Genomic DNA, 26110 nt, shown 5'->3' with positions numbered 1-26110 from the left:
CGCGGCGGCCCCCACCGCCGAAACAGTGGGGGCCGCCGCGAACGACTCAGATGAGGCCCAGGGCCCGGACCGCGTCGCGCTCCTCGACGAGCTCGGCGACCGAGGCGTCGATGCGGGCGCGGGAGAACTCGTTGATCTCCAGGCCCTGCACGATCTGGTACTCGCCGTCCGCGGTGGTCACCGGGAACGAGGAGATGATGCCCTCGGGCACGCCGTAGGAGCCGTCCGACGACACGGCCATCGAGGTCCAGTCGCCAGCCGGGGTGCCGAGCACCCAGTCGTGGATGTGGTCGATGGCCGCGTTGGCCGCCGACGCCGCCGAGGACGCGCCGCGCGCCTCGATGATCGCCGCGCCGCGCTTGGCCACGGTCGGGATGAAGGTGTCGGCCAGCCACGCCTCGTCGTTGACCAGCTCGGCGGCGGAGCGGCCGTTGACGTCGGTGTGGAAGACGTCCGGGTACTGGGTGGCCGAGTGGTTGCCCCAGATGGTCAGCTTCTTGATCTCCGCGACCGACACGCCGAGCTTGGTCGAGAGCTGCGAGATGGCCCGGTTGTGGTCGAGCCGGGTCATCGCGGTGAACCGACCGGCCGGGACGTCCGGGGCGTGCTGCTGGGCGATCAGCGCGTTGGTGTTGGCCGGGTTGCCCACGACCAGCACCTTGATGTCCGAGGCGGCACCGGCGTTGATGGCCTCGCCCTGCGGCTTGAAGATGCCGCCGTTGGCCTCCAGGAGGTCACCGCGCTCCATGCCCTTGGTGCGCGGGCGGGCGCCGACCAGCAGCGCGACGTTGGCACCGTCGAACGCCTTCTTCGCGTCGTCGGTCACCTCGATGCCCGCCAGCAGCGGGAACGCGCAGTCGTCCAGCTCCATCGCGGTGCCCTCGGCGGCCTTGACGGCCTGCGGGATCTCCAGCAGCCGCAGGTTCACCTTGGTGTCGGGGCCCAGCAGGTGGCCGGAGGCGATGCGGAACAGCAGGGCGTAGCCGATCTGGCCAGCCGCGCCGGTGACCGTGACGTTGACGGGTGCCACTTGGCGGATCCTCCCGGGAAGACGGATTGAGTCGCACAGGGGACCTCACGCGGTCATCCGGCGACGTCGCCCGGCACCGGGCAGGTTACCAAGCGGGGGTCCCCGGGGAGCCCGTCGGTGACCAGGGTCTCGACCCCTTCGGGTGGACTTGCCCCGACAAGGCCCCCTACCTGTGGGTATGTGACCGCGCGCGGCCGGATCATGGCCGGGTGACGCTGCACACCGCGGACACCACTGTCCGGCTAGAACTGCTCGGGGAGGAATTGCGCCGACACCGCGAGACGGCGGGGATGAGCCTGGCCGAGGTGACCTCGAAGACCGGGATCAGCACCTCGAAGCTGAGCAGGTTGGAGAACGGCCGCCGCCCGCACAAGCTCGATGACGTCGAAGCGCTGCTGGCCATCTACGGGGTGCGCGACGCGCGCCGCGACGACCTGGTCGCGCTGGCCCGCGACGCCACCGAGCCGACCGCGTGGCCGGAGCAACGGCCGTCGGCGACGCTGCGCGTGCTGGAGTCGAAGGCGGAGATGCTGGTCGACTACCAGGCGATGCTCGTCCCGGCGCTGCTGCAGACCGTGCCCTACGCCCAGGCGGTGCTGCGCGAGGTCGACATGGTCGAGGAGCCCGCCATCGAGGACCGCACCACCGAGCGGATCCGGCGCCAGGCGATCCTGCGCAAGCCGCAGCCGCCGCGCTACTACGCGATCCTGACCGAGACGGCGCTGCGCACGGTCGTCGGCGGGCGCGAGGTCATGCGCGGGCAGTTGCGGTACCTGGTGGAGGCGGGGACGAAACCGGACGTGACGATCCGGGTCGTGCCCCGGCTCGGCCACGGCCACCCCGGGCTGCGCGGGTCGTTCCGGCGGCTGCAGTTCCACGGCCGCGGCGCGCTGGTGCTGCTGGAGAACCGCACGTCGAGCCTGTTCGTGGAGGACCCGGTCGAGGTCAAGCGCTACGACCAGGTGGTGGTGGAGCTGCTCAGCGTCGCGCTGGACGAGGCGGCGTCCACCAGGATGATCGCCGAGTTGGGCGGGCTCAACGACTGAGCCAGCCGCCCTCGATGGTCAGCGCGACCGCGATCACCACGACCCCGAACAGGCCGTAGAGCAGCACGTCCACGGCCCGGCCGCGGATGGCGACCAGTCCGGCCTGCTCGTCGCGCAGCAGGGCCCGCAGGCCCGCGGCGAGCAGCAGCGCGAGGCCGATCCACACCGTGCCCTCGCGCCAGGAGAACTGGATGATCCGCACCAGGCCGAGCACGACGACGGCCATCACCAGGGCGAACGGCAGGTGCACCAGCACGGGGTGCTTGCCGCCCCGCTGCGGGCCGTCGTTCACGCGCGCAGGCCCCGCTCCGCCGCCTCGACGGTGTTGCGCAGCAGCATCGCGATGGTCATCGGGCCGACGCCGCCGGGCATCGGGGCCAGCCAGCCCGCGACCTCGCGCACGTCGTCGTGGACGTCGCCGACCAGGCCCGCGTCGGTGCGGGTGACGCCGACGTCGAGCACGGCGGCACCGGGCTTGACCATGTCGGCGGTGATGAGACCGGCGTTGCCCGCGGCGGCGACCACGATGTCGGCGCGGCGGACCTCGGCGGCGAGGTCCTTGGTGCCGGTGTGGCACAGGGTCACGGTGGCGTTCTCGCTGCGGCGGGTCAGCAGCAGCCCGAGGGGGCGGCCGACGGTGACGCCACGGCCGACGACGGTGACGCGCGCGCCCGCCAGCGGTACGTCGTAGCGGCGCAGCAGCTCGACAATGCCAACGGGAGTGCATGGCAGCGGACCTGAGTCGCCCAGGACGAGCTTGCCCAGGCTGACCGGGTGCAGGCCGTCGGAGTCCTTGGCCGGGTCGATCCGCTCCAAGACGCGGCCCTGGTCGAGGTGACCCGGTAGCGGCAACTGCACGAGGTAGCCGGTGCAGTCGCGGTTGTCGTTCAGCTCATCGATGACCGCTTCGAGTTCGGCCTGCGTGGTGTGCGCGGGCAGGTCGCGGCGGATCGAGTTGAGGCCGATCTTCTTGCAGAAGTTGTGCTTGCTGCGCACGTAGGCGTGCGAGCCGGGGTCGTCGCCGACGAGCACAGTGCCCAGGCCGGGGACGACGCCGCGCTCGGCGAGGGCGGCGACCCGCACGCGGAGCTCGTCGAGGATCGCGTTGCGGGTGGCCTTGCCGTCAAGGATCGTCGCGGTCACGGCGGTCATCCTCTCACTGCGCCGTCGTCCCCCTCAGCCGGCGCCCACTGGGCAGCGCGGCCACCCCGGCGGCCAGGAGCGTGACCACGACACCGACCGCGGTCGCCGGTTCGATGCCCGGCCCGGTCAGGTCGAACAGGACAGCGCCCGCGAGCTGACCGGAGATCATGCCCAGGCTGACCATGAGCACACCGATGTACCGGACGGCGAAGACGCTCGCGGAGACGCCGATGACTCCTAACGCTCCACCGACGTAGAGGATCGCGTTGGACGGTAAGCCTGCCGGGAGTCCGCGCACGAGAACGTCAACCGCACAGGCCAACGCCAACGCGACAGTCCCGATCCCGAAGTTGACCAGCGTGGCGACGCTGACACTCCCGGAAGCCGCACTCACCCGCCCGTTGACCGCCTGCGCCCAGCCCAGACCGAGGCCCGCGGCGGCGGGGATCAGCGACAGCCACAGCCGTGACGGCGAGTCGAACTCGTCGGAGACGGCAGCGGTGACCGCGACGACCGCGAGCACGGCGCCGATGGCCCTGGTCGGGGTGATCGGCCGGGGACCACCCGGCCCGATGCCCGCGCGGTCCATCAGCAGGCCGCTGAGGACCTGCCCGGACACCGCGGCCACGGTGAACATCGCCACGCCGAGCGCCGCGACGGTCAGCCCCTGCGCGGTCACGAAGAACGCGCCCGCCGCGCCGCCGAGGCACTGCCACGGCCGCAGCCGGTGCTCCCGCACGGCCAGCGCGACCTTCGGGATGGCCGCCCGAGCGCTCGGGATCGCCAGCACGCCGACGACCAGGATGACCAGGCCGACGAGGAACGAGACCAGCGCGGCGACCAGTCCGTCGCGCAGGTGGGCGGCGAGCTGGCCGTTGACCCGGCTCTGCGTCGCCAGGCCGACCCCGCCGAGGCAGGTGATCAGAACGGCCGCCGCGCGGGCCAGCGCCGGCCGGGTGGCTAGATCCATCGGTGGCGGACCGCGTGGACGGCTAACTGGAACCGGGAGGTCGCGCCCGCGTGGTCCATCAGGCGCTGGAGGTGGCGGAAGACGGTCCGGCGGCTCACCCCGAGCTGCCGGGCGATGGAGTCGTCGTTGGCGCCTGCCGCGAGTAGACCCAGCAAACGCTGCTCTATGGGTTGGACCGGCGAGGGGGCTCTAGCGCCAGCGTGCAGCGGTACGGCCAACCGCCACGACGCCTCGAACAGGCCGATCAGCGCTGACAGGAGACTGCTGGGGCGCACGACTAGAAGCGAGCGGTTCACATCGGCCTCCGCGACCGGTAGTGACACCGTGGCGAACTGCTGGTCAACGATAGTCAGCTTCACCGGCACCTCTGGGAGCACTCGAGCCTGCTCCCCCGCGGCGACACAAGGCTGGATGTTCTGGGCGTAGCGCCCAGGGTCCTCTATGGCCGCTCGCGCGTACACGACCTTGTAAGTCACGTCACCGCGGGCGAGTTGCTCCATCTCGGCGTTGTTGACGTGCCCCTCGGTGAAGTACGGCGGCGAGTCAAGCCTGCGGATCTCTTTGCGCGCGCTCAGCTCCATCTGCTGGATGCGCTGCGCGATGGCCGTACCGGTGACGACCTCGATGAGGTCGTCCGTGCGCTGGGGGGACACCGCGCGCCGGAACGTGTCGTAGGCGTTGAGCGTGGCTACCCGCGCCTGCTCCAATTCGGACTCGCGGCGGCGGCTGAGGATCTGCAGCCCGCTCGCGGGTGGGACCGGAGTCACAATCCGGCCATCCGCCCCACCGGTCCCGACCAGGCCCGCGTCCACGAGGGTGCGCACGGCGGGGGTGACGATGTCGATCGGTTCGGCGAGGCCGATGGAGACCTGGTCGATCGTGGACGGACCGGTGCGCAGCAGGTAGAGGTATGCGCGGATCTCGTCGTCCGGCAGGCCCAGCCTGCTCAGGTGCGGCGCGAGGTCGCCGTCGGACATGGTGGTTCCTCCTGGTGGGGCCGCAGCAGGTTGGCACAGATGTGACGTTGACACAAATGTCACGTCGTGCTCGGCTGCCTGCTGGGATCGGGCACCGCCAGGGCGAAGCAGGCGGCGGCCAGGGCAAGTGCCGCGGCGGCCCCAGCGGCCGCGGCGGGACCGACGTGGTCGAGCAGCCACCCGGCGATCGGCAAGGTGATCGCGGAGCCCAGCGTGGCCGCTGTCATCACCCAGCCGAACACCTCCGCGGTGCGGCCCGCGGGTGCCAACTCACCGATGCGCACGTTCGAGGCCGCCAGCGCGGGCGCTACGGCCACCCCGCCGACCGCGAGCACGATCCCGATCACCCAGGCCGACCCGTCCGCGACCGGCGGTAGGACCAGGACGAGCGCGGCCAGCCCGAGGGCCATCAGCACGATCCGCAGCGCCAACCGGGGCGGGGCCGACCGCGCCCCGACGACGAGGCCGCCCACCAGCGACCCGATCGACCAGACGGCCACCAGCGCACCGGCGGCCGCGGGGGTGCCGAAGTCGCGCGCCCAGGCGACCACGGCCATGTCCACGACGATCAGCGGGGCGATGACGCAGAGGCTCATGACCAGCGCGGCCCGCACGCCGTGCGCCTTCAGGACCGAGCCCGCGATCCGGTGCTCGAGCGCGATGGGCTCGCGCAGGCCCGCTCGGTGCAGGGCCACCGCGAAGCCGACCGAGCCCGCCAGCGCGAGGCCCGCGCAGGTGAGGACCCCCGCCGTGCCGCCCCCGAACGCGACCACTGCCGCGATGAGCACCGGCCCGACCACCCAGAGCAACTCCTGGAGGGTGGACTCGACAGTTAGCGCTGACCTGCGCGCGGCAGGGTCATCGGTCAACCTGGGCCAGGCAGCCCTAGCGATCTGGGTCACCGGGGGCTGGGCTAGTCCAGTGACCAAACCGATCACGGCGGCTATCGGCCACCACGCCGCCGCGACCAGCGAGGGCGTGAACGCGAGCACTGTGAGACCGGTCGCGTAGGCGAGTGAAATGGCGATCATGAGGCGTGCCGGGTCACCCTGGTCGGCAGATCTACCCCGCAACGGGCCACCAACGGCTACACCCACCGTGTAGAGACCCCCGACGACACCCGATGCGATGTAAGAACCAGTCCACCCGGCGATGAGGAAAGTGGTGGCCAGCGCGGTGCCAGGTAGGTGCAGTCGGCCCAGCAGTGACCAGACGAACACGCTCGGCAGTCCGCGGACGGTGAGGAGTTGACGATATGGGCCCAGCACGTGGGCAACTCTGCCCCACACCCCCGACAGGGGGATAACGGTATGTCATTGTCGCTGGCAGACCGGTACCGCTCGATCCACCGTATGCCGAAGGCATGCCCCCAGGAGAAGATGTGACCGTGGCACTACCGACGCAGCTGAACCCGACCGAACAGGACGCCCTGGTCAAGCAGATCGGGCTGGCGCTGTTGCGGGTCGCCCCGCAGCGGTGGGCGTCGATCGTGGTCGAGTACCGCGCCACCGGCCGGTACATGGAGACCATGGGCCAGGTCACCGTGCAGGACAAGGACGGCGCCGAGGACCTGCCGGTCTCCCCGGACATCACCATGCTGTTCAGCAGGCTGCGCGCGGGCATGTACCGCGAGGGCAGGGGCACCTGGTTCAACGCGCGCTACCAGCTCGACCAGCCCTCGGCCTACAACCTGGAGTACGACCGCGACGAGCCGAAGTGGATCCAGCCGCCCCCGCCGCCCGCCTTCGCCGACGACCTGCGGATCTTCCCCAGGGACGAGGAGAACGTGCCGGAGTGGCTGGCGCGCAGGCTGGCCGCGCTGAAGCCGCCGTTCCGGGTCGCGCGCATCTTCGACGGCAAGGGCCCCAACGGCCGCCCCCTGGTCAACCGGCCGCAGGTCGACGACACCGAGCGCGAGGCGCTGCTGCGGTTCCTGGACGAGGCGCCGTTGGCACTACCGCACCGCGGTCTGGACACCGACCACCTCGACGACGAGGGCCGCCAGAGCGTGCCGGTGGCCTTCCACACCGACGGCAGCTGGATCTGGCCCGCCGCGGTCAACTACTACCTGCGTGCGCACGGTGTGGCCCCCGAGCCGGAACTGGTCGACCACATCCGCCGCACGGAGTTCACGCTGCCCGACGTCGAGGAGCACGTCAGGGCTAACGCGGCCGCCTTCCTCAACCGCGGACGGCCGCCCCGCCCGGTGCAGGTCAACGGCGCGGCGCCGGTCGAGGCCGAGGTGCCCCGGCTGCCTGACCCGCGCGCGGTCCAGCCCAAGGTCGCGGCCGGTGCTCCGGCAGCGCTACCTGATACCTCTGACGTCGCCAACGCGTTCGTCGCCGCTGGTGAGCGGGGCGCGGTCGCCGCGCCGAAGGAGGAGATGGGCCCGTTCGGGACTACCTTCGACGCGTTCAGCCCCGCGCCGGTGAACCTGGAGAACCCGCCGCCGTGGTCGCGCACCCCCGCGGACGCCGAGTCGCCGGCCTCGGCCGAGGCCGAGCCGGAGGACAAGCCGGAGTCGCCGTGGGCGCCCAAGGGCGAGGACGCGGCCGAGACCCCGCGCAACGGCCACTCGCATGCCCCGGAGCAGGCGCCGTGGGAGCGCGCGGACGAGCCGGAGGACACCGCGAAGGGCATGCGCCCGGTGGCGGAGAAGTCCCCGCTGGAGGACACCGCGCCGTGGCACCCCGAGGTCGACGAGACGGTCCCGACGCCCCCGGTGGTGGCCGAGTCCGACACGCCGTGGGCGGCGCAGCCCGCGGCACCGGCGCCGTGGCAGCAGGCCGAGCAGCCCGCCCAGGCGTGGCAGCCGGAGGCCGCTGAGGCGCCGGAGCAGCCCAGCGCACCCGCGCAGACCGACACGCCGTGGCAGGCCGAGCAGCAGCCCGTTAGCGCTAACTCGTGGCAGCCCGCTGAGCAGGCTAAGGAGCAGCCGGAGCCCGCAGCGCCCTGGCAGCCGGAGCAGGCGGTAGCGCCGTGGCAGCGCGCGCCGGAGGCCGATAAGACCCCCGCGTGGCAGCCAGAACCGGCAGCGCAAGAGGCCGAGGAAGCCCAGGCAGAGGCCACCGCGCCGTGGCAACCCGAAACCCAGTCTGACGCCCCCTGGCAGCAAGACCGCCCGGCGGAGGCCGGTGCTCACCAGCAGAGCGAGTCCACCCCGTCCTGGCAGCCGGAGCCTGTCGACGCACCTGCCCAGGCGAACCCGTCCTGGCAGCCGGAACAGCCCGCTGACGCGAAGCAGGCGCCGTGGCAGCCCGCGGGTCACGCCGACCAGCCCACGGCGCACTGGAAGCCGGACCTGGAGGACGACACGGCGGAGCGCGCGCCGTGGCAGCAGGCCCCCGAGGTTCCAGAGCAGCCGAGCGCACCATGGCAGCCAGAGGCGGCCCAGGAGCCGGAGGCCCCTGCGGCCCCGTGGCAGCCGGTAGCCCAAGAGCCCGCGTGGCAGCCGAACGCCCCAGAGGCAGCTACGCCTACCTGGGAGCCTGCGGAGCAGAAGCCCGCCGAGCCCTGGACTGAGCAGCCAGCCGCACCCGCGTGGCAGCCCGAGCAGAACGCCCAGCAGGCGGAGCCGACCGCTGGCTGGCAGCCCGAGCAGCCCAGCGCGCCGTGGCAGCAAGAGCGCCAGGTCGACACGGCCGACCAGCCCGTCGCGAACCGCGAGCAGGACATCCAGCCCCCGGCGCGCTGGCAGGAGGCCGAGGCGCCCAGCGAGGCGCCCTGGCAGCCCGCGGTGCCGGAGGCCGAGCCCGCACGCGGGCAGGACGCGCCCTGGCAGCCGGAGCAGGCCGAGGCCGCGCGGCAGCAGGACACCCCGTGGCAGCCCGCCGAGCAGGCTCCCCCGGCGGTGGAGACCACACAGCCCTGGCAGCCGGAGCAGTCGACCTGGCAGGACACCCCCGAGGCGGACATCGCGCACGGGCAGGGCGCACGCCAGGCCGGCTGGCAGCAGGACCAGAACGTCCCCGAGACGCCCTGGCAGCAGGAGCCGACCTGGCAGCCCGAGCAGAACGGTTCGTCCCGTCAGCAGGCCAACGAGGCCTCAGCCGGGTGGCAGGGTGAGCAGGCGCCGTCCCAGGCCGCTTCTGATCCGGTCGTGGTTGAGCCTGTCCGGGCGGAACAGCCGCTAGTCGCGGTAGAGCCTGCCCAGCAGGAGTTCGCCCCGCCCAGGGAGTCCGCCACCAAGGACATGCGGACCCCACCGGCGGCAGCACTACCGTCGCAGGGGCCCGCCGCCGAGGTCGTGGCCCGGTTGCGGTCGCGGTTGACCGACCTCGGGGTCTCGCCTTCGCGGTACCGGATGGGGTCGCCGTCCGAGGCCGCGTGGACGATGGAGCAGACCGGCGAGGGTTGGCGGGTCGGCTGGTTCGACGAGCGGTACGTGGCGCCCGCGGTGTTCGAGGACGTCGCGGACGCGTCGGCGTTCCTGCTGGGCAAGATCCTGCTCGACAACGCCGCCACGTCCACGCCCGCGCCGCCGCAGGACCCCGGTCCGTCGACGGTGCAGGCGTCGCTCGCCGAGTTGGAGGCGGCCCGGCCCTCGGACCTGTTCACGCCGCCGCGGCGCCCGGAGCAGCCCGCCACCGTCGCCGCGCCCGCCCCGGTGTTCGACGACGATGACGACGACTTCACCCCGCGCCGGGCGCAGCCCAGGCAGTTGCAGCGCAAGCCGGAACCGGCCGTGCGCCGTCCCGAGCCTGCCGCGCTGCGCGCCGAGCCGGTGCCGCACCGCCCCGAGCCGCTGCCGACCCGCCCCGAACCGGGTGGGCACCGCCCGGAGCCGGTGACGAACCGGACCGAGCCGACCGGCCGCAAGCCGCAGGACTGGCCGATCCAGCCCCGGCCCGGCGAGCCGCCGCTGACCCTGTTCCGCGGCAAGCAGCTGATGGAGCTGCCCCCCGGTACCGAGATCGACCGCTACGGCGAGCCGATGGGCAACCTGACCTACGCCGCGGGCACGCCGTTCGAGCGGCGCTCGCTGGTCCCCGAGTGGGTGAACCGCCCGTACCGCGCGTACCGGGTGGTCAAGCCGACCGAGGCGCTGACCGGGGTCGCCATCCCGTGGTTCGACCAGCCGGGCGGTGGGGTCGCCTACCTGCTCAAGCGGTCCATCGGGGAACTGCTCGACCACGGGAACCTGGTCGAGGTCGACGACAGGGACGCGCCGACGCTGCCGTGATTCGCGGTCGCCGCCGCCCACCCGGTCAGTCGATGACCAGGCCGTGGGCGGCGGCGAACGCGATGGCGGTGTCGAGGTCGACCCTGGCGCCGCGCAGGGAGGCCGCGACCAGGCCGTTGGCGTCGAGCCGCGCGCCGCGCAGGTCTGCCTTGTCGAGCTTGGTGCCTGCCAGGCGGGCGCCGCTGAGGTCGCAGTCGCGCAGGTCGGACTCGCGCAGGTCCGTCTCCATCAGGTTGGCCTCGCGGAAGCGCAGCCCGCGCAGCGTCGACTTGGGCAACGCGGCCCGGGCGAGGCTGACCAGGGTGAGATCGGTGTCGCGCAGCGTGATGGGGCGGAGCCGGACGTCGGTGAAGGTGGAGCCGATCAGCGAGCAGCCGGTGAACTCGCTGTCGGTGAGGGTCGTGCGGTCGAACACGCAGTTGCGGAACGCGGACGTGCGGTGGACCGACTCACCGAAGTCGGCCCGGGTGAACGTGCAGTCCACGAACACGCAGCCGGTGGTGGTCACACCGCGCAGGTCGGCACCGGTGAAGTCGCACGCGGTGAAAGTCCGCTGCTCCCAGTGCTGTTCGTGCAGGTCGGTCTCGCTGAAGTCCTCACCGGTCGTCTCCACCCGCTCAGCGTGTCACGGCACTACGACAACTGGGCGTGCGGCGTCGGCGATGAGCGTGCGGGTGACCCTGCCGTGGCGGGACCGCCCGACGACGACGCAATCCGCGCCCGCCTGCTCGGCAGCGGACTCTATGCCGCGCGCAGGATCCCCGGTGATGTGCACGACCTCCCAAGGCACGCCTATCGGGTCGAGGTAGCGGGTCGCGTCTAGGCGAAGCTCATCGGCATATGCCTCGGCGGCCTCACGCGCACCGGTAATGCCAACGCCAGTCCAGTACGCGGGATTGGCCAACTGCTCTACGAAGACGAGCACGAGTCGGGCGTGTTCACGGCGGGCCAACCCGGCTGCCCACGCGAACGCGTTGAGCGAGGCCTGGCTGCCGTCGACCCCGACGACGATGGTCGTCAGCCCGTCCTTCACACCTGTAGATCGTAGGGTGGTCGCCGTGGGCTTGGCGTGGATTGACCTGGTTCAGGTGCGGTGGATCGACTGGGCGAAGCCGAAGACGACGTCGGGGTCGTAGCGGCGGGCGACGCTGTCCAGCCTGCTCAGGTTCGGTCCGTAGTAGGCGGTACCCCAGTCAGGCATGGCTGTCTCGATGTAGTTGACGTAGCCGCCTCTAGCGCCGATCCGACCGAGCGCGTCGCGGACCTGGGCGACCGCTCTTGCCGCTGCCTCGTGTTTGTCCACTGTGGTCTTCTGGTAGATCTGGATGGTGCCGAGCGCGTCGCGGTGGGGGAACGCGGTCGCGGACGGGTCCACTCTGGACACAGCGCCACCGAGGGAGTCCAGCAGCAGGTCCATGTCGGTGCGGCCGTCGAGGACGTCGACCAGGGCGGCCGGGTCGGCGACGGGCTCGGACAGGATCCGTGACGACGCCGCGAAGGTAGCTCTAGGCGAGGAGTCCACGGTGCACTGGCTGTGGGCGCAACCCGCGAAGAAGCGCATCGCGTCGAGGTAGGACTTCTGCTGCACCAACCGGTTGGCAGGTTTCCCCGCAGCGGCGATGAACTCGTCCAGCAGCGGGTTGAGCCCGGACTGGGGGCCGACGAAGCAACCGGTGAGCCGGGCGGTCGGGGTGCGGCCGCCGGTGATGACGACGGTGGACCACAGTTCGTCGGGCGCCTTCGCGGTCCACTGCTGCCACGCGCCGACCACGGCCGCCGCGCCGTCGGTGAAGCCGAGTTGGAAGACCGTGACCGACGGGGCAGGTTCGGTGGAGAAGGTGAACGAGGTCGTGATGCCGAAGTTGCCACCGCCACCACCACGCAGCGCCCAATAGAGGTCCTGCTCGTTGCTGGGCGTCGCGGTGCGGACAACGCTGTCGGCCGTGACGACCTGAGCCGACACGAGCCGGTCGCAGGTCAGGCCGTACTTGCGGGTGAGCACGCCGAGGCCGCCACCGAGGGTCAAGCCTGCGATGCCCACCGTGGGACAGGTACCCGCAGGCAGGCAACGACCGGCGGCCGCCAAGGCGGTGTAGACGTCGATGAGGCGCGCGCCCGCACCGATGACAGCGGTCCCGTCAGGCCTAACGTCCACTGCGGACATTCCACGCAGGTCGACGACAAGACCACCATCGGGGGCGGAGTACCCGGCGTAGCTGTGGCCACCGCTACGGGCGGCGATCGGGAGGTAAGAGTCCCTGGCTAGGGCAATGCAGGCCTGTACGTGGTCGGTGGTGCCGCACATCGCCACAGCGGCGGGCGCGCGCTGGTCGTACACAGGGTTGAACGATCGACGGGCCTCGGCGTACCCCTTGTCGCTGACTTGCAGCAACGCACCGCCAAGCCGTTTGCGCAACCCGTCGAAGTCAGGAGGAACTGCCGAAGGCCGCGCACTCGTCGACACGGGCGGCGCACTGGCAGTGGTCGTCGGTGGCGCTGCCCCTGGTTGTTCGTTCCCCGAACACGACACCGCCGTGACAGCCGCGCCGACGCCCGCGGCCCGCAGAAAAGCCCTCCTGCTGAACACTCCCCGACCTCCCCAAGTGTTCCCGATCACACCTGTCTGATCACACCACTCCCGCGGCCATCCCGCATAGCGCTACCTGGTCCGACACGGTCCCAGTAGACACTGGGCGGGCGGTGGAACCCAGACCCGGGACCGCATTGTGATCCACCTTGGTCCAGACCAGGTGTCCACAACGCCCCGAGTTGTCCACAGGTCAACGCGAGCCCTGTACCCGGGCGCCCACCGGTGGCAGGGTGGCGAAGGTGACAAAGTCATTCGCATCCAGCGCCGATCTCGAGCGCAAAGTCGAGACCTTCACCGAGCTGGCCGACGGCGTCTACGCGTTGACCGCGGAGGGCGATCCCAACGTCGGCGCCATCGAGGGCGAGGACTTCCTGGTCTGCTTCGAGGCCAGGGCCACGCCGGTCGCCGCGCGCCGCTGGCTAGACCAGCTGCGCGAGCGCACCGGCAAACCGGTGCGCTACCTGGTGCTCAGCCACTACCACGCGGTCCGGGTGCTGGGCGCCAGCGCGTTCGACGCCCAGGAGATCGTGACGCACGAGACCACCCGCACGCTCATCGCCGAGCGCGGCGAGGCGGACTGGGCGAGCGAGTTCGGCCGCATGCCCCGGCTGTTCGAGGAGCCCGAGAGCGTCCCCGGTCTGACCTGGCCGACGCTGACCTTCACCGACCGGCTGGTCATCCCGCTCGGCGGCGACCGGGGCGATCTGGTGCTGGCGCACTGCGGGCGCGGGCACACCGCGGGCGACATCGTCGCCTGGCTGCCCAAGCACAAGATCCTCTTCGCCGGTGACCTGGTGGAGGCCAGGGCAGCGCTCTACACCGGCGACGCGTTCCACGACGACTGGGCGACCTCCACTTTGGACCGGGTGGCCGAGTTCGACGCCGAGGTGCTCGTCGGCGGCCGGGGCGCGGTCGCCACCGGCCGGGCCGAGGTGGCCGCCGCCATCGCGCAGAGCAGGCACTTCCTCGACGAGCTGCGCCGCATCGTCGGCGAGGTGCACGGCAGGGGCGGCACGGTCGCCGAGGCGTTCCGCGCCACGCACACCGCGCTCGAGCCGGAGTACGGCCGGTGGCCGATCTTCGAGCACTGCCTGCCCTTCGACGTGCAGCGCTACTGGGACGAGCTCGACGGCACCGACTGGCCGGTCGTCTGGACCGCCGAGCGCGACCGCGAGGTCTGGGCCGCCCTCCAGGAGGACGGGCAGCAGGAGGAGCAGCGGTGACCGAGCCAGTCCTCATCGTCGGCGCGGGCCCGGTCGGCATGACCGGGGCGCTCGTGCTGGCCAGGCACGGGGTGCCGAGCGTGGTGGTCGACGCGCTGCCCGGCCGGATGCTGGAGGGCAGCCGGGCGATCTGCGTGCAGCGCGACGTGCTGGACGTGCTGGAGCGGGTCGGCGCAGGCCACGACGTGGTCGGCCTCGGCGTCACCTGGTACTCGGGGCGGATCTTCTACCGGGAGCACGAGGTGTTCTCGATGAAGCTGCCCGAGCCCGCGCCGGGGCACTTCCCGCCGTTCGTGAACACGCCGCAGAACAGCATCGAGCACGTCCTGGAGCGGCGGGTGCTGGCCGAGCCGCTGATCGACCTGCGCTACCGCACGAAGGCGGTCGACGTCAGCCAGGACGACGACGGGGTCACCCTCACCGTGGAGGGCCCCGCCGGGGTCGAGGAGGTGCGCGGGTCGCACTGCATCGCGGCCGACGGCAACCGCTCGACGCTGCGCAAGCTGCTGGGCATCCCGTTCGAGGGCCACTCCTTCGGCGACAAGTTCCTGATCACCGACATCCGGGCCCGGTTCGACTTCCCGATGCCCGAGCGCCGGTTCTACTTCGACCCGGAGTGGAACCCCGGTCGGCAGGCGCTGCTGCACCCCCAGCCGGACTCGGTGTGGCGCATCGACTGGCAGGTGCCCGACGAGTACGACCTGGCCGCCGAGCAGGCCAACGGCGACCTGGACAAGCGCATCCGCACCGTCATCGGCGACATCGACTACGAGTTGGTCTGGGCCTCCCTCTACCGCTTCCACCAGCGCCGCGTGCCGACCATGCGGCAGGGCCGGGTGCTGCTCGCGGGCGACTCGGCGCACATCATGAGCCCGTTCGGCGCCCGGGGGATGAACTCCGGCATCGCCGACGTGGAGAACGCCGCCTGGAAGATCGCCGCCATCCGGCGCGGCTGGGGCGGCCCGGGGCTGCTGGACAGCTACGACCTGGAGCGCGGCCCGGCCACCGACGAGAACCTCCGGGTCACCAGCACCACCATGCGCTTCCTCTGCCCGGCCGACGAGGACGAGTGGACCCGCCGCCGCGACATCCTGGAGCGCAGCGTCACCGATCCCGCCGCCCGCGCCGAGATCGACAGCGGCAAGTTGTCCGAGCCGTACTGGTACCTGGACTCCCCCCTCACGACTGCCGCCCCGGCCGACGAGATCGCCCGCTTCCCGCGCGAGGCAGGCGTCCCCCGGCCACCGCTGCCCGGTGTGCTGTGCCCGGACTTCGCCTTCCCGGACGGCAGCCGACTGCGGGACCACCTGGGGCCGCGGTTCACGCTCCTGGTGCTCGACGGACAGGCGCCCGACGAGACGGCAGACCCAGCGGATCCGGCGCACGACTTGCGGGTCGTCGTCTTACCCGCGGACCAGACCGCACTGGAGATCCCGGCGGGCGGGGCGGTACTGGTCCGCCCGGACGGCTTCATCGCGGCGGTCCTCCCGAGCGCCGAGTCACCGCACGACGCCATCCGGCGAGCTACCGGGTGGGTGGTCGAGACGGTGTGAACCGCGGGCGCTCCCGACGAGTACCGGTGGTTCGGGAGCGCCTGCGGGCCACTAGCTCGGCTGATGGCGGGAGATGTCTGCCAAGGGCAGGGCGGCGGGCGCGGTGGCGGGCACGGCGGGCGAGCGCGGGGCTGTGGGCTGGACGCGGCGGTATGGGGTGCCCTGCGCCGGGCGTTGGTCCGCGGTGCCCTTGTTGGGCCACAGCGAGAAGGCCCGTTCGGCTTGGGCGGTGATGGTGAGCGAGGGGTTCACGCCGAGGTTGGCGGTGATGGCCGAGCCGTCGACGACGGACAGGCCCGGGTAGTTGTGCACGCGGTGGTACGGGTCCAGGACGCCGTCCTGCGGGGTGGCGCCGATGGGGCAGCCGCCGATGAAGTGCGCGGTGAGCGGGATGTTGGCCAGATCGCCCCAGGTGCCGCCGGGCAGGCCGGAGATGTGCTTGGCGGTGAGCTGGTTGGCCTCGTACCCGGCCGGGATGAACGAGGGGTTGGGCTCGCCGTGGCCCTGGCGCGAGGTGTACTTGCGGCGGCCGAACCAGCCGGGCCGGGTGTAGGTGGTGATGGAGTTGTCCAGGCTCTGCATCACCAGCAGGATCACCGTGCGCTCGCTCCAGCGGTAGGCCTGCAGGAGCCGGGTCGTCAGGATCGGGTGGCGCAGCGCGTACCGCAGGGCCTGGCGCCAGCGCGGCACCGGCGAGGAGCCGTCGGTCGCCAGGGTCTGCAGCAGGCTCATCGCGTTGCTGCCCTTGCCGTAGCGCACCGGCTCGATGTGGGTGTTCTCGTCGGGGTGGAACGACGAGGTGATCGCGACGCCGCGGCTGTAGTCGTGCGCCGGGTCCACTGTGGTGCGACCGGCACCCAGGATCGCCTCCGAGTTGGTCCGCGTCAGCTCGCCCAGGCGCGGCGAGAGCTCGGGCAGGTCACCGGAATCGCGCATGGCGTGCAACAGGTTCTGGGTGCCCCAGGTCCCCGCGGCCAAGACGACCTGCCCCGCCGTGATCGTGGTCCGGAACTCCTTGGACCGCCGACCTGTCTTGCGCAGCTCCAGCTCGAAGCCATCCCCGTTGGGGCGAACGGCCGTGACTGTCGTCAGTGGAATGACCTGCGCGCCGTTCTTCTCCGCCAGGTAGAGGTAGTTCTTGACCAGAGTGTTCTTAGCGCCGACCCGACAACCGGTCATGCACGAGCCGCACTCGGTACAGCCAACGCGCGCAGGGCCTTCACCGCCGAAGAACGGGTCCGCGTCCCTCTTGCCCGGAGAGCCGAAGTACACCGCGACCGGCGTCGGGTGGTAGCTGTCGGCGACCCCCATGTCGGCGGCGACCTTCTGCATCACCTCGTCCGACGGCGTCACCGTCGGGTTCGTGACCACGCCCAACATGCGCGTCGCCTGGTCGTAGTGCGGCGCCAACTCCGACTCCCAGTCGGTGATGTGCGCCCACTGCCGGTCTTGGTAGAACGGCTTCAACGGCCGGTAGTGCGTGTTCGCGTAGACCAGGGACCCACCGCCGACACCCGCGCCCGCCAGCACCAGGACGTCCTTGAGCAGGTGGATGCGTTGGATGCCGTAGCACCCCAACTGCGGGGCCCACAGGTAGTTGCGCACGTCCCACGACGTCTTGGCGAACTCGTCGTCGGCGAAGCGGCGCCCGGCCTCGACCACCGCGACCCGGTAGCCCTTCTCGGTCAGCCGGAGCGCGGCCACGCTGCCGCCGAAACCGGAACCCACCACCACGACGTCGTAGTCCGGCAAGTTACCGGTGAGTTGCGCGCCCATCCCGCCAGGCTAGGCGCCGCCCCGGGCGCCCGGCTAGAGCCGCGACCAACTTTTCTGTGACCGGCGGTAACACGACACCGTCAGCCGACGTCGGACCGCAAGACGCCGTAGAGCACCATGTCCCGACGCTCGCCGCCACGCAGCTGCGCACCCCGCGCGACGCCCTCCCGCTGCAGACCTGCCCCGGCCAGCGCCCGCTGGGCGGGCAGGTTGGACACGTCGGTCGACGCCTCCAGCCGGTCCAGGTCGGTCGTCGCGAACAGGTGCCCGACCAGCAACCGCAGCGCCGCGACACCGGCGCCCCGGCCCCGCGCCGACGGCAGCAGCCCGATCCCCATGTTCCACGCCGAGCACGCCCGGGTCGGCCCGTAGGACACCAGGTGCCAGCTCACGTCGCCGAGCAGCTCGCCGGTCGCCACGTCGATGACGACCGCGCGGTCCAGGTCGACCGGCCGCGACGTCGGCCTCGGGTCCGGGTCGACGTCGAACGCGCCGTCGGACTCCGCCCGCAACCGCTCCACCTCGCCCTCGGCGGGCTCGGCCAGGCCGAACCCGCCACCCGAGGCCAGCAGCCGCCTCATGCGCGGACCGTCAGGCCGACCTTCTGGAACTCCTTGAGGTCGGAGTACCCGGTCTTCGCCATCGACCTGCGCAGCGCGCCGAACAGGTTGACCAGGCCGTCGGCGTCGGTGGACGGACCGAACAGCAGGGTCTTGAGGTCCACCTCGACGTCCTCGGCGACCGGCAGCACCCGGCTGCGCGGCAGCGACGGGTGCGCGGCGGCGGAGGTCCAGTACAGGCCCTGCCCCGGCGCCTCGGCGGCCAGCGCGAGCGGCGCGCCGAGCATGACCGCGTCCGCGCCGCAGGCGATGGACTTGGCGATGTCGCCGCTGGCGTGCACGTCACCGTCGGCGATCACGTGCACGTACCTACCGCCGGTCTCGTCCAGGTAGTCCCGACGGGCGGCGGCAGCGTCAACGATCGCCGTTGCCATCGGGGTCCCGATCCCCAGCGCGCTGTCGGTGGTCGTGATCCCCGCGCAGTGCCCGTAGCCCACGATCACGCCCGCAGCGCCGGTGCGCATCAGGTGCATCGCGGTGCGGTAGTCGTGCACGCCACCGGCGATGACCGGCACGTCCAGGTCGGCGATGAACCGCTTGAGGTTCAGCGGGTCGTCAGCATCGGACTCGCGGGCCACGTGCTCGGCGGAGACGATCGTGCCCTGCACGACCAGCACCTCCACCCCGGCGGCCAGCAGGTGCGGGGTCAGCTCGGCGGCCCGCTGCGGGCTCACCCGCGCCGCCACCGTCACCCCGGACTCGCGGACCGGCCGGATGGCCTCGGCGATCAGCTCGACCTGGATCGGCGCCGCGTGCAGCCGCTGCAGCTCGGCCACCAGCAGCCCGGGGTCGTCGCCCTTCTCGGCCGCGCTGACCAGCCGCAGCAGCGCGTCCTCGACATCGGCGTGCCGCGCCCACAGGCCCTCGGCATTGATCACACCCAGCCCGCCGAGCTCCCCGACGGCCACCGCGGTGGCTGGCGAGACGGTCGCGTCGGTCGGGTGGGTGATCAGCGGGATGTCGAACCGGTAGGCGTCGATCTGCCAGGTGGTCGCGACGTCCTTGGACGAGCGGGTGCGCCGCGACGGCACGATCTCCACCTCGTCGAGCCCGTAGGCGCGGCGGGCGGTCCGGCCCATGCCGATGTCGACAAGATCCCGCACGGGGGTGTTCCTTTCCGAGCGCTGAACCAGGTCAGCGGGTGGTGTAGTTGGGCGCCTCGACGGTCATGGTGATGTCGTGCGGGTGGCTCTCCTTGAGCCCGGCCGCGGTGATCCGCACCAGCTGCGCCTGCTTGAGCTCGGCGATGGTGCGCGCCCCGGTGAAGCCCATGCCCGCGCGCAGACCGCCGGTGAGCTGGTGGACCACGCTGGCGAGCGGGCCGCGGAACGGGATGCGGCCCTCGATGCCCTGGGGCACCAGCTTGTCGTCGGAGAGCACGTCGTCCTGGGCGTAGCGGTCCTTGGAGTAGGACTTGCCCTCGCCGCGCGAGCGCATCGCGCCGAGCGAGCCCATGCCCCGGTAGGACTTGAACTGCTTGCCGTTGACCAGGATCAACTCGCCGGGCGCCTCGGCGGTGCCCGCGAGCAGGCTGCCGAGCATGACCGCGTCCGCACCGGCCGCGATGGCCTTGGCGATGTCGCCGGAGTACTGGATGCCGCCGTCGCCGATCACCGGCACGCCAGCCGGGCCCGCGGCGAGCGAGGCCTCGTAGATCGCGGTGATCTGCGGCACGCCGACGCCCGCGACCACCCGGGTGGTGCAGATCGAGCCGGGGCCGACGCCGACCTTCACGCCGTCGGCGCCCGCGTCCACCATGGCCTGCGCGCCCGCGCGGGTGGCCACGTTGCCGCCGACCACGTCGACCGCGTCGCCGAGTTCCTTCTTCAGCCTGGTCACCACGTCGAGCACGGCGCGGCCGTGGCCGTGGGCGGTGTCGACCATCAGCACGTCCACCCCGGCGTCGAACAGGGTCATCGCGCGCTTGTAGCCGTCCTCGCCGACGCCGACCGCGGCACCGCAGATGAGCCTGCCGTCGGGGTCCTTGCTGGCGTTGGGGTACTGCTCGGTCTTGACGAAGTCCTTGACGGTGATCAGGCCGCGCAGCTTGCCGTCGCCGTCGATGATCGGCAGCTTCTCCACCTTGTGGCGGCGCAGCAGCCCGAGCGCGGCCTCGGCCGACACGCCGACCTGGGCGGTGACCAGCGGGCCCTTGGTCATGACCTCGCTGACCAGCCGGGTGTGGTCGACCTCGAAGCGCATGTCCCGGTTGGTGATGATCCCCACCAGGATGCCCTCGGCGTCGGTGACCGGGAGCCCGGAGATGCGGTAGCGCGCGCACATCGCGTCCACCTCGGCGAGGGTGTCGCCGGGCGAGCAGGTGACCGGGTCGGTGACCATGCCCGCCTCGGAGCGCTTGACCGTCTCCGCCTGCCGCGCCTGCTCCTCGATGGACAGGTTGCGCTGCAGGATGCCGATGCCGCCCTGGCGGGCCATCGCGATGGCCATCCTGGCCTCGGTGACCGTGTCCATCGCCGCCGACGCGACCGGGATGCGCAGCGTGACGTTGCGCGAGATCCGGGTCGACGTGTCGACAGTGCTCGGGATCACATCCGATTGGGCGGGTTGGAGCAGCACGTCGTCGAAGGTGAGTCCGAGGGTGGCGAACTTGGGCGGGACCCCGTCAGCGTTGAGCTCGCTGGTCATGGTGGGTGGCGGACCTTCCTGCACGGCTGGCGGTCCCGGTGGCCGGACCGGGGTTCTCGGGGGTGGCCTGGTGCCGCGCCGTGAGCCCACGAGGTGCGCAGGTGGCCCGGTTCCCCCATGGTATCCGGGCACCCGCTCGACCCCGCCCGGTACCGTGCGTGGTCGTGCCGCATGACGCGATTCCGCCCAACCCGTTCTCCGGTGGACCGTGGGACGACAGGTCCACCGGGGACCACAGCGGCGCGCTGCCGCCCGACCCGTTCGCCGGTGACCCGGACGACCCGGCCAAGGCGCTGCTCGACGACGCGACCGACGACGAGGCAGGCCCGCCGATGAGCGAGCAGGAGCGCGAGGAGCTGCTCGCCGACCTGTCGGACCTGGCCGTCTACCAGGCGTTGCTGGAGCCGCGCGGCGTGCGCGGCATCGTGGTGGACTGCGGCGAGTGCCAGGAGCCGCACTACCACGACTGGGCGCTGCTGGCGGCCAGCCTGGAGCAGCTGCTCAACGACGGCAAGATGCGCCCGCACGAGCCCGCGTTCGACCCGGACCCGGCCAGCTACGTCAGCTGGGAGTACTGCCGGGGCTACGCCGACGGCGTCACCGCGAGCGAGAACGCCCTCTAGCCGCTTAGACCCCCGGGACAACCCGCGAAAAGGCCCCGTAGGAGCGTCCTACGGGGCCTTTTGCGACTGCTGGGTGTCAGGAGGTCGAGTCGACGCCGATCGGCGCGGAGAGCGGACCGGACTGCGTCCCGGTGCCGGACTGCGGCACCCCGCCCGAGGGCGGCTCGTTGAGCCTGGGCCCCTCGGTCTGCGGCTCGGTGGTCTCCACCGGGGGCTGCGAGGTGGTCGACGGGGTCGACGGCTCGGTGGTCGGCACCGGCGGCGAGCTCGGCGACGACGTCGGCTGCGGCGCCGGGTTGACCGTGGTCGTGGTGGTCGACTGGGTCGTGCTCACCGGCGGCAGCATGGTCGGGGTGGCCGACGGCGGCGGCTGCACCCCGTTGGCGGGGGAGCCGGGCAGCTGGGAGAGCAGGTCGGCGTGGGTGGCGGCCAGTTCGGCGGCACCGTCCTCGCTCGCGACCGACGGCAGACCCTTCTTGGCGTCCTCCAGCTTGGACTTCGCCTCGGCGACCTTGCCCTCGGCGAGGGCGGTCTGGGCGACGTCGAGGTCCTGGCGCACCGACGCGGCCGCCTCGACGGAGCGGGCGTGGTCGGCGTAGAGGACCTTGGTGAGGCTCCACAGGGTGTCGCCCGGCTGGGCGTCGCGGGCGGCGAGGCCCGCGCCGGTGAAGGCGATGGCCAGCACCGCGGCCGCGGCGGCGAACGGCACCAGGAGCCTGGGTCTGCGCCGCCTGCGGGCCTTCGCGGCGGCCACGGTCGCCACCGCGAGCTTGGCGTCCACCAGCTCGCCGATCGGCGCCGAGTCGACCTCGTCGCGCCAGGAGCTCAGCAGCGCTGCCAGCTCGTCGTCGCGGAAGTCGACCGGCAGGTCGGTGTCGAAAGCGGAGCCGTCGATCGGGTCGACGTCGAGCCGCTCGCCCCGGACCGCGGCGCCGAGCGCGTCGAGGAACGCGTCGTCGGCGTGCACCCGGGAGATGTCGACCGCGTCGTCGGCCAGGTCGGCCTCGGCGAGGTCGGCGTAGTCCGCGTGGTCGAGGTCGTCGAGCCTGCCGGTGAAGGCACCGAGGCGCAGGTCGGAATCGAACGAGAACGGGGTCACGTTCGAGTGGTCACCCCGGGTGGTGGACATCGCGTCGTCCACGCCGCGCTCATCGCGATCGCTCTGGTCGGGCACTTCAGGCCACCTCCTCCGCCGACAAAGTCTTGCGCAACCTGGCAAGTGCCCGGTGTTGGGCCACCCGAACCGCACCGGGGGTGGATCCCACCGCCTCGGCTGTCTCCTCCGCCGAGAGCCCCACCACGACCCGCAGTACGACGATCTCGCGTTGCTTGTCCGGTAGCACTGACAGCAGCTCACTCATCCGGCGCGACAGCTCCCCCTGCATCAGCCGCTGCTCCGGCCCTGCCTCGGTCTCCGGTTCGTCAGGTACGTCGGCGACCGGCTCTGATCGGTTACGCGCTGCCGCGCGGTGCGCGTCGGCGACCTTGTGCGCGGCGATGCCGTAGACGAAGGCCAGGAACGGGCGGCCTTGGTCGCGGTAGCCGGGCAGGGCCGTCAACACCGCGAGACACACCTCCTGCGCCACGTCGTCCGCCGAGGCGAACGAGCGTTCCTGCCTGCCGACACGGGCGCGGCAGTACCGCACCACCAGGGGCCGAACGGACGCCAGCACCCGCTCCACCGCGCGAGGGTCACCCTCGACGGCAGCGCTCACCGACGCGTCCAGTCCGTCCCCCAATGTGGTCATCGCAGAGTGCAGCCCTGGTGTTACGAGTGCGGTCATCTGAAGGACACCGAATCGCAGCCGTCGTCCGACACGGGGTCCACCGTACCGCCCTGCTCGGTGGCGCGGCGCCCGCGACGGCTGTCGAGCGGCCGGAGCGGGCGCGCGGTGGCAGGCGACACAGTAGTCGTCGGCACAAGTGCCCCACCGGTCGGCGGAGTGGGCACACACGAACAGCCGTGCGGGCCCGGTGCGCTTCGGGCACGCACGGCTGTTCGCCGACGCTGGTGCGGTTAGGAGACCAGGCCGCGCCGGAACCCGTGGGCCACTGCCTGGGCGCGGTCGCGGACGCCGAGCTTGCGGAACAACCGCCGCGCGTGCGTCTTCACCGTGTCCTCCGACAGGTAGAGCTCGCGGCCGATCTGGCCGTTGCTCTTGCCCTGGCTCATCCCGCGCAGCACTTGCAGCTCGCGGTCGGTCAGCTGCACGCCCGGGTCGGACGGCTGCCGTGGTGCTGGTACCGAGGTGCTTGCCAGCGTGTGGGCGAGCGCGGCGACCAGCTCGGGACGCGAGGCGTCCCAGCGCAGGTACCCGCGTGCGCCACCGGCGATGGCCGCGGCGATGCTGCCCGCGTCGTCCGGTGCGCCGAACACGATGACGTTCGCCTGGGGGTTGGCCGAGACCAACCGCCGTGTCGCCTCCACGCCGGTGGGCACCGCGCGCTGGGTGCCGACGAGGACCACGTCCACCGGCTGCCGGGAGAACCGGGCGAGCAGCTCGTCACCGTGCGCTACGCAGTCGATGCGACTGACCCCTGGCACAGCAGACATGACACGGGTCAAGCCCTCCCGAACGCTGCGGCGGTCGTCGCAGATCAAGACCGTCGTCACGGGGACTCCCTTCCTGCAGCCGAGTGACGTTCCATAACCCCTATCGGACGCCGGCGCCCGAACCTTGACACGATTCGGTGGTAAATCTGTCAACCAATCCACCGAAGGACCGGACCGCCGATGTCACCTGTTCGGACCAAGGTCAAAACCCGAGGTCGGGACCCATGGCGAGGCCGTGGCCAGTGCCCGGCCGACCGGGTCGGCGTGTCGTAACACACAGTCAAGGTCGTTGCCCGCCGCCGACCGGTGTTCCGAGGCCCGTTCGGGTTCCAGGTCGGCCAGCACGATGCGACTGGGCCAACGCAGCGGGATCATCCCGTGGGTGATCGACTCGCGCAGGCAGGTGGTGATCTCGGCGACCGCCCCCGCGCGATCACCCGTCCCGGCGAGGACAACCCCGAGGACGAGCCGCGACTTGGCCAGCAGGCGCACCGACGGAGATCGCCGCGCGGCGGCCGCAGCGGCCCTCGCGGGTGCCTCCGCGGCGGCCGGGTGCCCGGCGGCCAACTCGACCTCGGCGGCCACCCAGCCGCGTTTGATCTCGGCCCGCCAGCCGCCATCCCCCGAGGCGGACTCGATTCCGATCAGCGCCCGCGCCTCACCGAGCCTGCCGAGCCCGATCGCGTCGGCGGCGAGGCCGAGCAGGACGTCGGACCGCGCGGCCGCCGCGTCGGTCCCGTCAGCCGCCCGCGCTGCCCGCTGATCTTGCGGTGATCGTTTCCCGGCGACCAGCCCGGCGGCGGCGAGGCGGCGCAGACCGAGCGCGTCGAGTTCGCGCGCGGCCGCGTGCCCGCCCAGTTGCCTGCGGTGCGCGGCGAGGGTCGCGGCGGCGAGGGCGGCCAGCACGGGATCGGTTCCGTTGATCACCGGCCAGACCAGCGCGGCCGCCGCCGCGTAGCGCCCCTGGCCACCCAGAGTGACCGAGGCCAACCAGGCGGCCCGGCCGCCAACACCCACCCTCAGTGGGTGTTCGCCCGGATTCGAACCGAACGCGGCCGCCCAGCCCGCCTCACGATCGTGGTCACTCACCCGGCTGATCCTGCTCCACCCGCTCGGACCGGGGGTCGGCAGCGAGCAGCAGCGCCTCGACCCTGGCGAGCGCGCCGGGCAGGTCGACCAGCCGCTCGGCCCTGGCGGGCAGGTCGGTGCCCACCCACCCGGGTCCGCCCGCGAACACGTGCGCCCGCTGGCTGGTGCGCGGGATCTGGGCCAGCGCCGCGCCGCCCGCGTGGCCGGGCACCTGAGCCCACACCACGACCGCCGCCGGGGCGATCCGGCGGACGGCTGCGGCGAGCGCGGCACCGGGCACGGCGGCGCCCAGCATGACAGTGCCGATCCGGCGGCGGGCGAGGGCGGCGCGCAGCACGTAGAGCGGGAGGCTGTGCGTCTCGTGCGGCGCGCAGCAGAGCATCACCGGGCGCGGGTTGCGCGGGACCGGGACCAGCGGCGTCTGGCGGATCATGGCGGCCAGCACGCACTCGTTGACGAGGTGCTCGACCTCGACGCAGTCCCCCGACGCCGCCCACCGGCCCGCGACCGCGTTCAGCACCGGCCGCACCACCTCGTCCCACGCGGCGACCACCCCGTCGGCGGCGATCGCCTCGGTGATGATCCGCTGCACCGACCGGTCGTCCATGGCCATCGCGGCCCGCCCGAGCCCGCGCGCGGCGGAGACCTCGCCCGGCAGCGACAGCCTGCGACCGCCGTGCGGCTTGGCGCCGGTGAACTCGGTGACGTCGCCGGGGCTGGCGCGCAGCGCGTACTCGGCGGCCTCGGCCGGTGCCGCGCCCTCGAGCAGCGCGCTGCGCATGAGTTCCAGCCGCGCGACGTCGGCGGGCCCGTACCTGCGGTGCTTGCCCACGGCGTGCCCGGTCGGGCCGAGGCCGTAGCGGCGGTCCCACGTGCGCAGCGTCGACGGCGCGATGCCGAGCCTGCGGGCCACCGCGGCCACCGGGAGGGTTGGTTCGACCGGGACCTTCTCGTCCGAGGACCGGGGTGTCGTTACAGCGCGGGCGCCGCGCGGACGGCGCGGGACCGGGAGTCGACCACGCTCGGTGGAGAGGTCCGCGTGGTCGGACGGGATGTCGGCCACCACAGGCCCATCGTCGGGTGACACG

The 26110-nt window shown here is 72.2% G+C and carries 23 protein-coding genes; 5 read left to right on the top strand and 18 right to left on the bottom strand.

Annotation, left to right across the window (positions count from 1 at the left end):
* Positions 1–46: 46 nt before the first annotated feature.
* The gene (locus tag LV79_RS08265) at positions 47–1030 is read right to left on the bottom strand and encodes a malate dehydrogenase (protein ID WP_253833784.1); all 984 of its coding nucleotides are present in this window, start codon (positions 1028–1030) and stop codon (positions 47–49) included.
* A 209-nt stretch (positions 1031–1239) separates the two neighbouring features.
* On the opposite strand from LV79_RS08265, the gene LV79_RS08260 reads away from it, so the two are divergent.
* Positions 1240–2076, top strand: a complete 837-nt coding sequence (locus tag LV79_RS08260) for a helix-turn-helix domain-containing protein (protein ID WP_253833776.1) — start codon at positions 1240–1242, stop codon at positions 2074–2076.
* Here the strand turns inward: LV79_RS08260 and LV79_RS08255 are convergent.
* The 5 genes from LV79_RS08255 to LV79_RS08235 are packed head-to-tail and all read right to left on the bottom strand — an operon-like array spanning position 2066 to position 6434.
* Positions 2066–2368 carry a DUF3017 domain-containing protein gene (locus LV79_RS08255; protein ID WP_253833774.1) on the bottom strand — a complete coding sequence of 101 codons (303 nt, stop codon included), beginning with the start codon at positions 2366–2368 and terminating at the stop codon, positions 2066–2068. The two genes, LV79_RS08260 and LV79_RS08255, sit on opposite strands and share 11 nt — an antisense overlap.
* Positions 2365–3219, bottom strand: coding sequence for a bifunctional methylenetetrahydrofolate dehydrogenase/methenyltetrahydrofolate cyclohydrolase (locus tag LV79_RS08250; protein ID WP_253833772.1), 855 nt, complete (start codon positions 3217–3219; stop codon positions 2365–2367). The genes LV79_RS08255 and LV79_RS08250 overlap by 4 nt, the downstream gene beginning before the upstream one ends.
* 13 nt (positions 3220–3232) lie before the next feature.
* Positions 3233–4189, bottom strand: a complete 957-nt coding sequence (locus tag LV79_RS08245) for a DMT family transporter (protein ID WP_253833770.1) — start codon at positions 4187–4189, stop codon at positions 3233–3235.
* Positions 4180–5166, bottom strand: coding sequence for a helix-turn-helix transcriptional regulator (locus LV79_RS08240; protein WP_253833768.1), 987 nt, complete (start codon positions 5164–5166; stop codon positions 4180–4182). Before LV79_RS08240 ends, LV79_RS08245 begins: the two co-directional genes overlap by 10 nt.
* 59 nt (positions 5167–5225) lie before the next feature.
* Complete coding sequence (locus LV79_RS08235; protein WP_253833766.1) at positions 5226–6434, bottom strand: MFS transporter; 1209 nt, start codon at positions 6432–6434, stop codon at positions 5226–5228.
* A gap of 119 nt (positions 6435–6553) precedes the next feature.
* On the opposite strand from LV79_RS08235, the gene LV79_RS34375 reads away from it, so the two are divergent.
* The gene (locus LV79_RS34375; RefSeq protein WP_253833764.1) at positions 6554–10348 is read left to right on the top strand and encodes a glycohydrolase toxin TNT-related protein; all 3795 of its coding nucleotides are present in this window, start codon (positions 6554–6556) and stop codon (positions 10346–10348) included.
* 25 nt (positions 10349–10373) lie between these two features.
* Here the strand turns inward: LV79_RS34375 and LV79_RS08225 are convergent, their stop codons facing one another.
* From LV79_RS08225 to LV79_RS08215, 3 genes are read right to left on the bottom strand one after another with little or no spacing between them, the layout of a single operon-like run.
* On the bottom strand, positions 10374–10961 hold the full coding sequence (locus tag LV79_RS08225; protein ID WP_253833762.1) for a pentapeptide repeat-containing protein: 588 nt from the start codon (positions 10959–10961) through the stop codon (positions 10374–10376).
* 12 nt (positions 10962–10973) lie between these two features.
* Positions 10974–11381, bottom strand: coding sequence for a universal stress protein (locus tag LV79_RS08220; RefSeq protein WP_253833752.1), 408 nt, complete (start codon positions 11379–11381; stop codon positions 10974–10976).
* Positions 11382–11432: 51 nt separating this feature from the next.
* Complete coding sequence (locus LV79_RS08215; protein ID WP_253833751.1) at positions 11433–12686, bottom strand: FAD-binding oxidoreductase; 1254 nt, start codon at positions 12684–12686, stop codon at positions 11433–11435.
* 491 nt (positions 12687–13177) lie between these two features.
* On the opposite strand from LV79_RS08215, the gene LV79_RS08210 reads away from it, so the two are divergent.
* Both LV79_RS08210 and LV79_RS08205 read left to right on the top strand, forming a co-directional pair.
* Entirely contained in the window at positions 13178–14161 is a 984-nt protein-coding gene (locus LV79_RS08210; RefSeq protein ID WP_253833749.1) for an MBL fold metallo-hydrolase, read from the top strand.
* A complete protein-coding gene (locus tag LV79_RS08205) occupies positions 14158–15714 on the top strand; it encodes an FAD-dependent monooxygenase (RefSeq protein ID WP_253833748.1) in 1557 nt (518 codons plus the stop codon). The genes LV79_RS08210 and LV79_RS08205 overlap by 4 nt, the downstream gene beginning before the upstream one ends.
* Positions 15715–15765: 51 nt before the next feature.
* Here the strand turns inward: LV79_RS08205 and LV79_RS08200 are convergent, their stop codons facing one another.
* From LV79_RS08200 to guaB, 4 genes are all read right to left on the bottom strand, one after another.
* Complete coding sequence (locus tag LV79_RS08200; protein ID WP_253833747.1) at positions 15766–17490, bottom strand: GMC family oxidoreductase; 1725 nt, start codon at positions 17488–17490, stop codon at positions 15766–15768.
* A gap of 80 nt (positions 17491–17570) precedes the next feature.
* Positions 17571–18071 carry a GNAT family N-acetyltransferase gene (locus tag LV79_RS08195; protein ID WP_253833746.1) on the bottom strand — a complete coding sequence of 167 codons (501 nt, stop codon included), beginning with the start codon at positions 18069–18071 and terminating at the stop codon, positions 17571–17573.
* Positions 18068–19213 (bottom strand): GuaB3 family IMP dehydrogenase-related protein, encoded by a 1146-nt coding sequence (locus LV79_RS08190; RefSeq protein WP_253833745.1) that lies wholly within the window; start codon positions 19211–19213, stop codon positions 18068–18070. Before LV79_RS08190 ends, LV79_RS08195 begins: the two co-directional genes overlap by 4 nt.
* A gap of 31 nt (positions 19214–19244) precedes the next feature.
* On the bottom strand, positions 19245–20756 hold the full coding sequence (gene guaB / locus LV79_RS08185; protein WP_253833739.1) for an IMP dehydrogenase: 1512 nt from the start codon (positions 20754–20756) through the stop codon (positions 19245–19247).
* A gap of 245 nt (positions 20757–21001) precedes the next feature.
* Here guaB and LV79_RS08180 point away from each other — a divergent pair, with 245 nt between their 5' ends.
* Positions 21002–21379: a DUF5319 domain-containing protein gene (locus tag LV79_RS08180; RefSeq protein WP_253835903.1), complete on the top strand. Its 378-nt coding sequence runs from the start codon at positions 21002–21004 to the stop codon at positions 21377–21379.
* 76 nt (positions 21380–21455) lie between these two features.
* On the opposite strand, the gene LV79_RS08175 is transcribed toward LV79_RS08180, so the two are convergent.
* The 5 genes from LV79_RS08175 to LV79_RS08155 form a co-directional block, all read right to left on the bottom strand.
* The gene (locus LV79_RS08175; RefSeq protein ID WP_253833737.1) at positions 21456–22553 is read right to left on the bottom strand and encodes an anti-sigma-D factor RsdA; all 1098 of its coding nucleotides are present in this window, start codon (positions 22551–22553) and stop codon (positions 21456–21458) included.
* Between the two features lies 1 nt (position 22554).
* On the bottom strand, positions 22555–23127 hold the full coding sequence (locus LV79_RS08170; RefSeq protein WP_253833727.1) for a sigma-70 family RNA polymerase sigma factor: 573 nt from the start codon (positions 23125–23127) through the stop codon (positions 22555–22557).
* Positions 23128–23396: 269 nt separating this feature from the next.
* Complete coding sequence (locus LV79_RS08165) at positions 23397–23993, bottom strand: response regulator transcription factor (protein WP_018682728.1); 597 nt, start codon at positions 23991–23993, stop codon at positions 23397–23399.
* A gap of 123 nt (positions 23994–24116) precedes the next feature.
* Positions 24117–25022, bottom strand: a complete 906-nt coding sequence (locus tag LV79_RS08160; protein ID WP_253833726.1) for a hypothetical protein — start codon at positions 25020–25022, stop codon at positions 24117–24119.
* Positions 25015–26088, bottom strand: coding sequence for a MerR family transcriptional regulator (locus tag LV79_RS08155; protein ID WP_308208927.1), 1074 nt, complete (start codon positions 26086–26088; stop codon positions 25015–25017). Before LV79_RS08155 ends, LV79_RS08160 begins: the two co-directional genes overlap by 8 nt.
* Between the last annotated feature and the right edge of the window lie 22 nt (positions 26089–26110).

This window comes from Actinokineospora globicatena (genome assembly GCF_024171945.1).
Taxonomy (GTDB): Bacteria; Actinomycetota; Actinomycetes; order Mycobacteriales; family Pseudonocardiaceae; genus Actinokineospora; species Actinokineospora globicatena.
Note: the sequence above shows the minus strand (reverse complement) of the source record. Positions and strands in the feature narration are given on the sequence as shown.

Excerpts from the sequence above, each read along its gene's own strand:
- LV79_RS08245 (WP_253833770.1), bottom strand. The coding sequence starts at position 4,189 with ATGGATCTAGCCACCCGGCCGGCGCTGGCCCGCGCGGCGGCCGTTCTG.
- LV79_RS08240 (WP_253833768.1), bottom strand. The coding sequence starts at position 5,166 with ATGTCCGACGGCGACCTCGCGCCGCACCTGAGCAGGCTGGGCCTGCCG.
- LV79_RS08200 (WP_253833747.1), bottom strand. The coding sequence starts at position 17,490 with ATGGGCGCGCAACTCACCGGTAACTTGCCGGACTACGACGTCGTGGTG.
- LV79_RS08195 (WP_253833746.1), bottom strand. The coding sequence starts at position 18,071 with ATGAGGCGGCTGCTGGCCTCGGGTGGCGGGTTCGGCCTGGCCGAGCCC.
- guaB (WP_253833739.1), bottom strand. The coding sequence starts at position 20,756 with ATGACCAGCGAGCTCAACGCTGACGGGGTCCCGCCCAAGTTCGCCACC.
- LV79_RS08170 (WP_253833727.1), bottom strand. The coding sequence starts at position 23,127 with ATGACCACATTGGGGGACGGACTGGACGCGTCGGTGAGCGCTGCCGTC.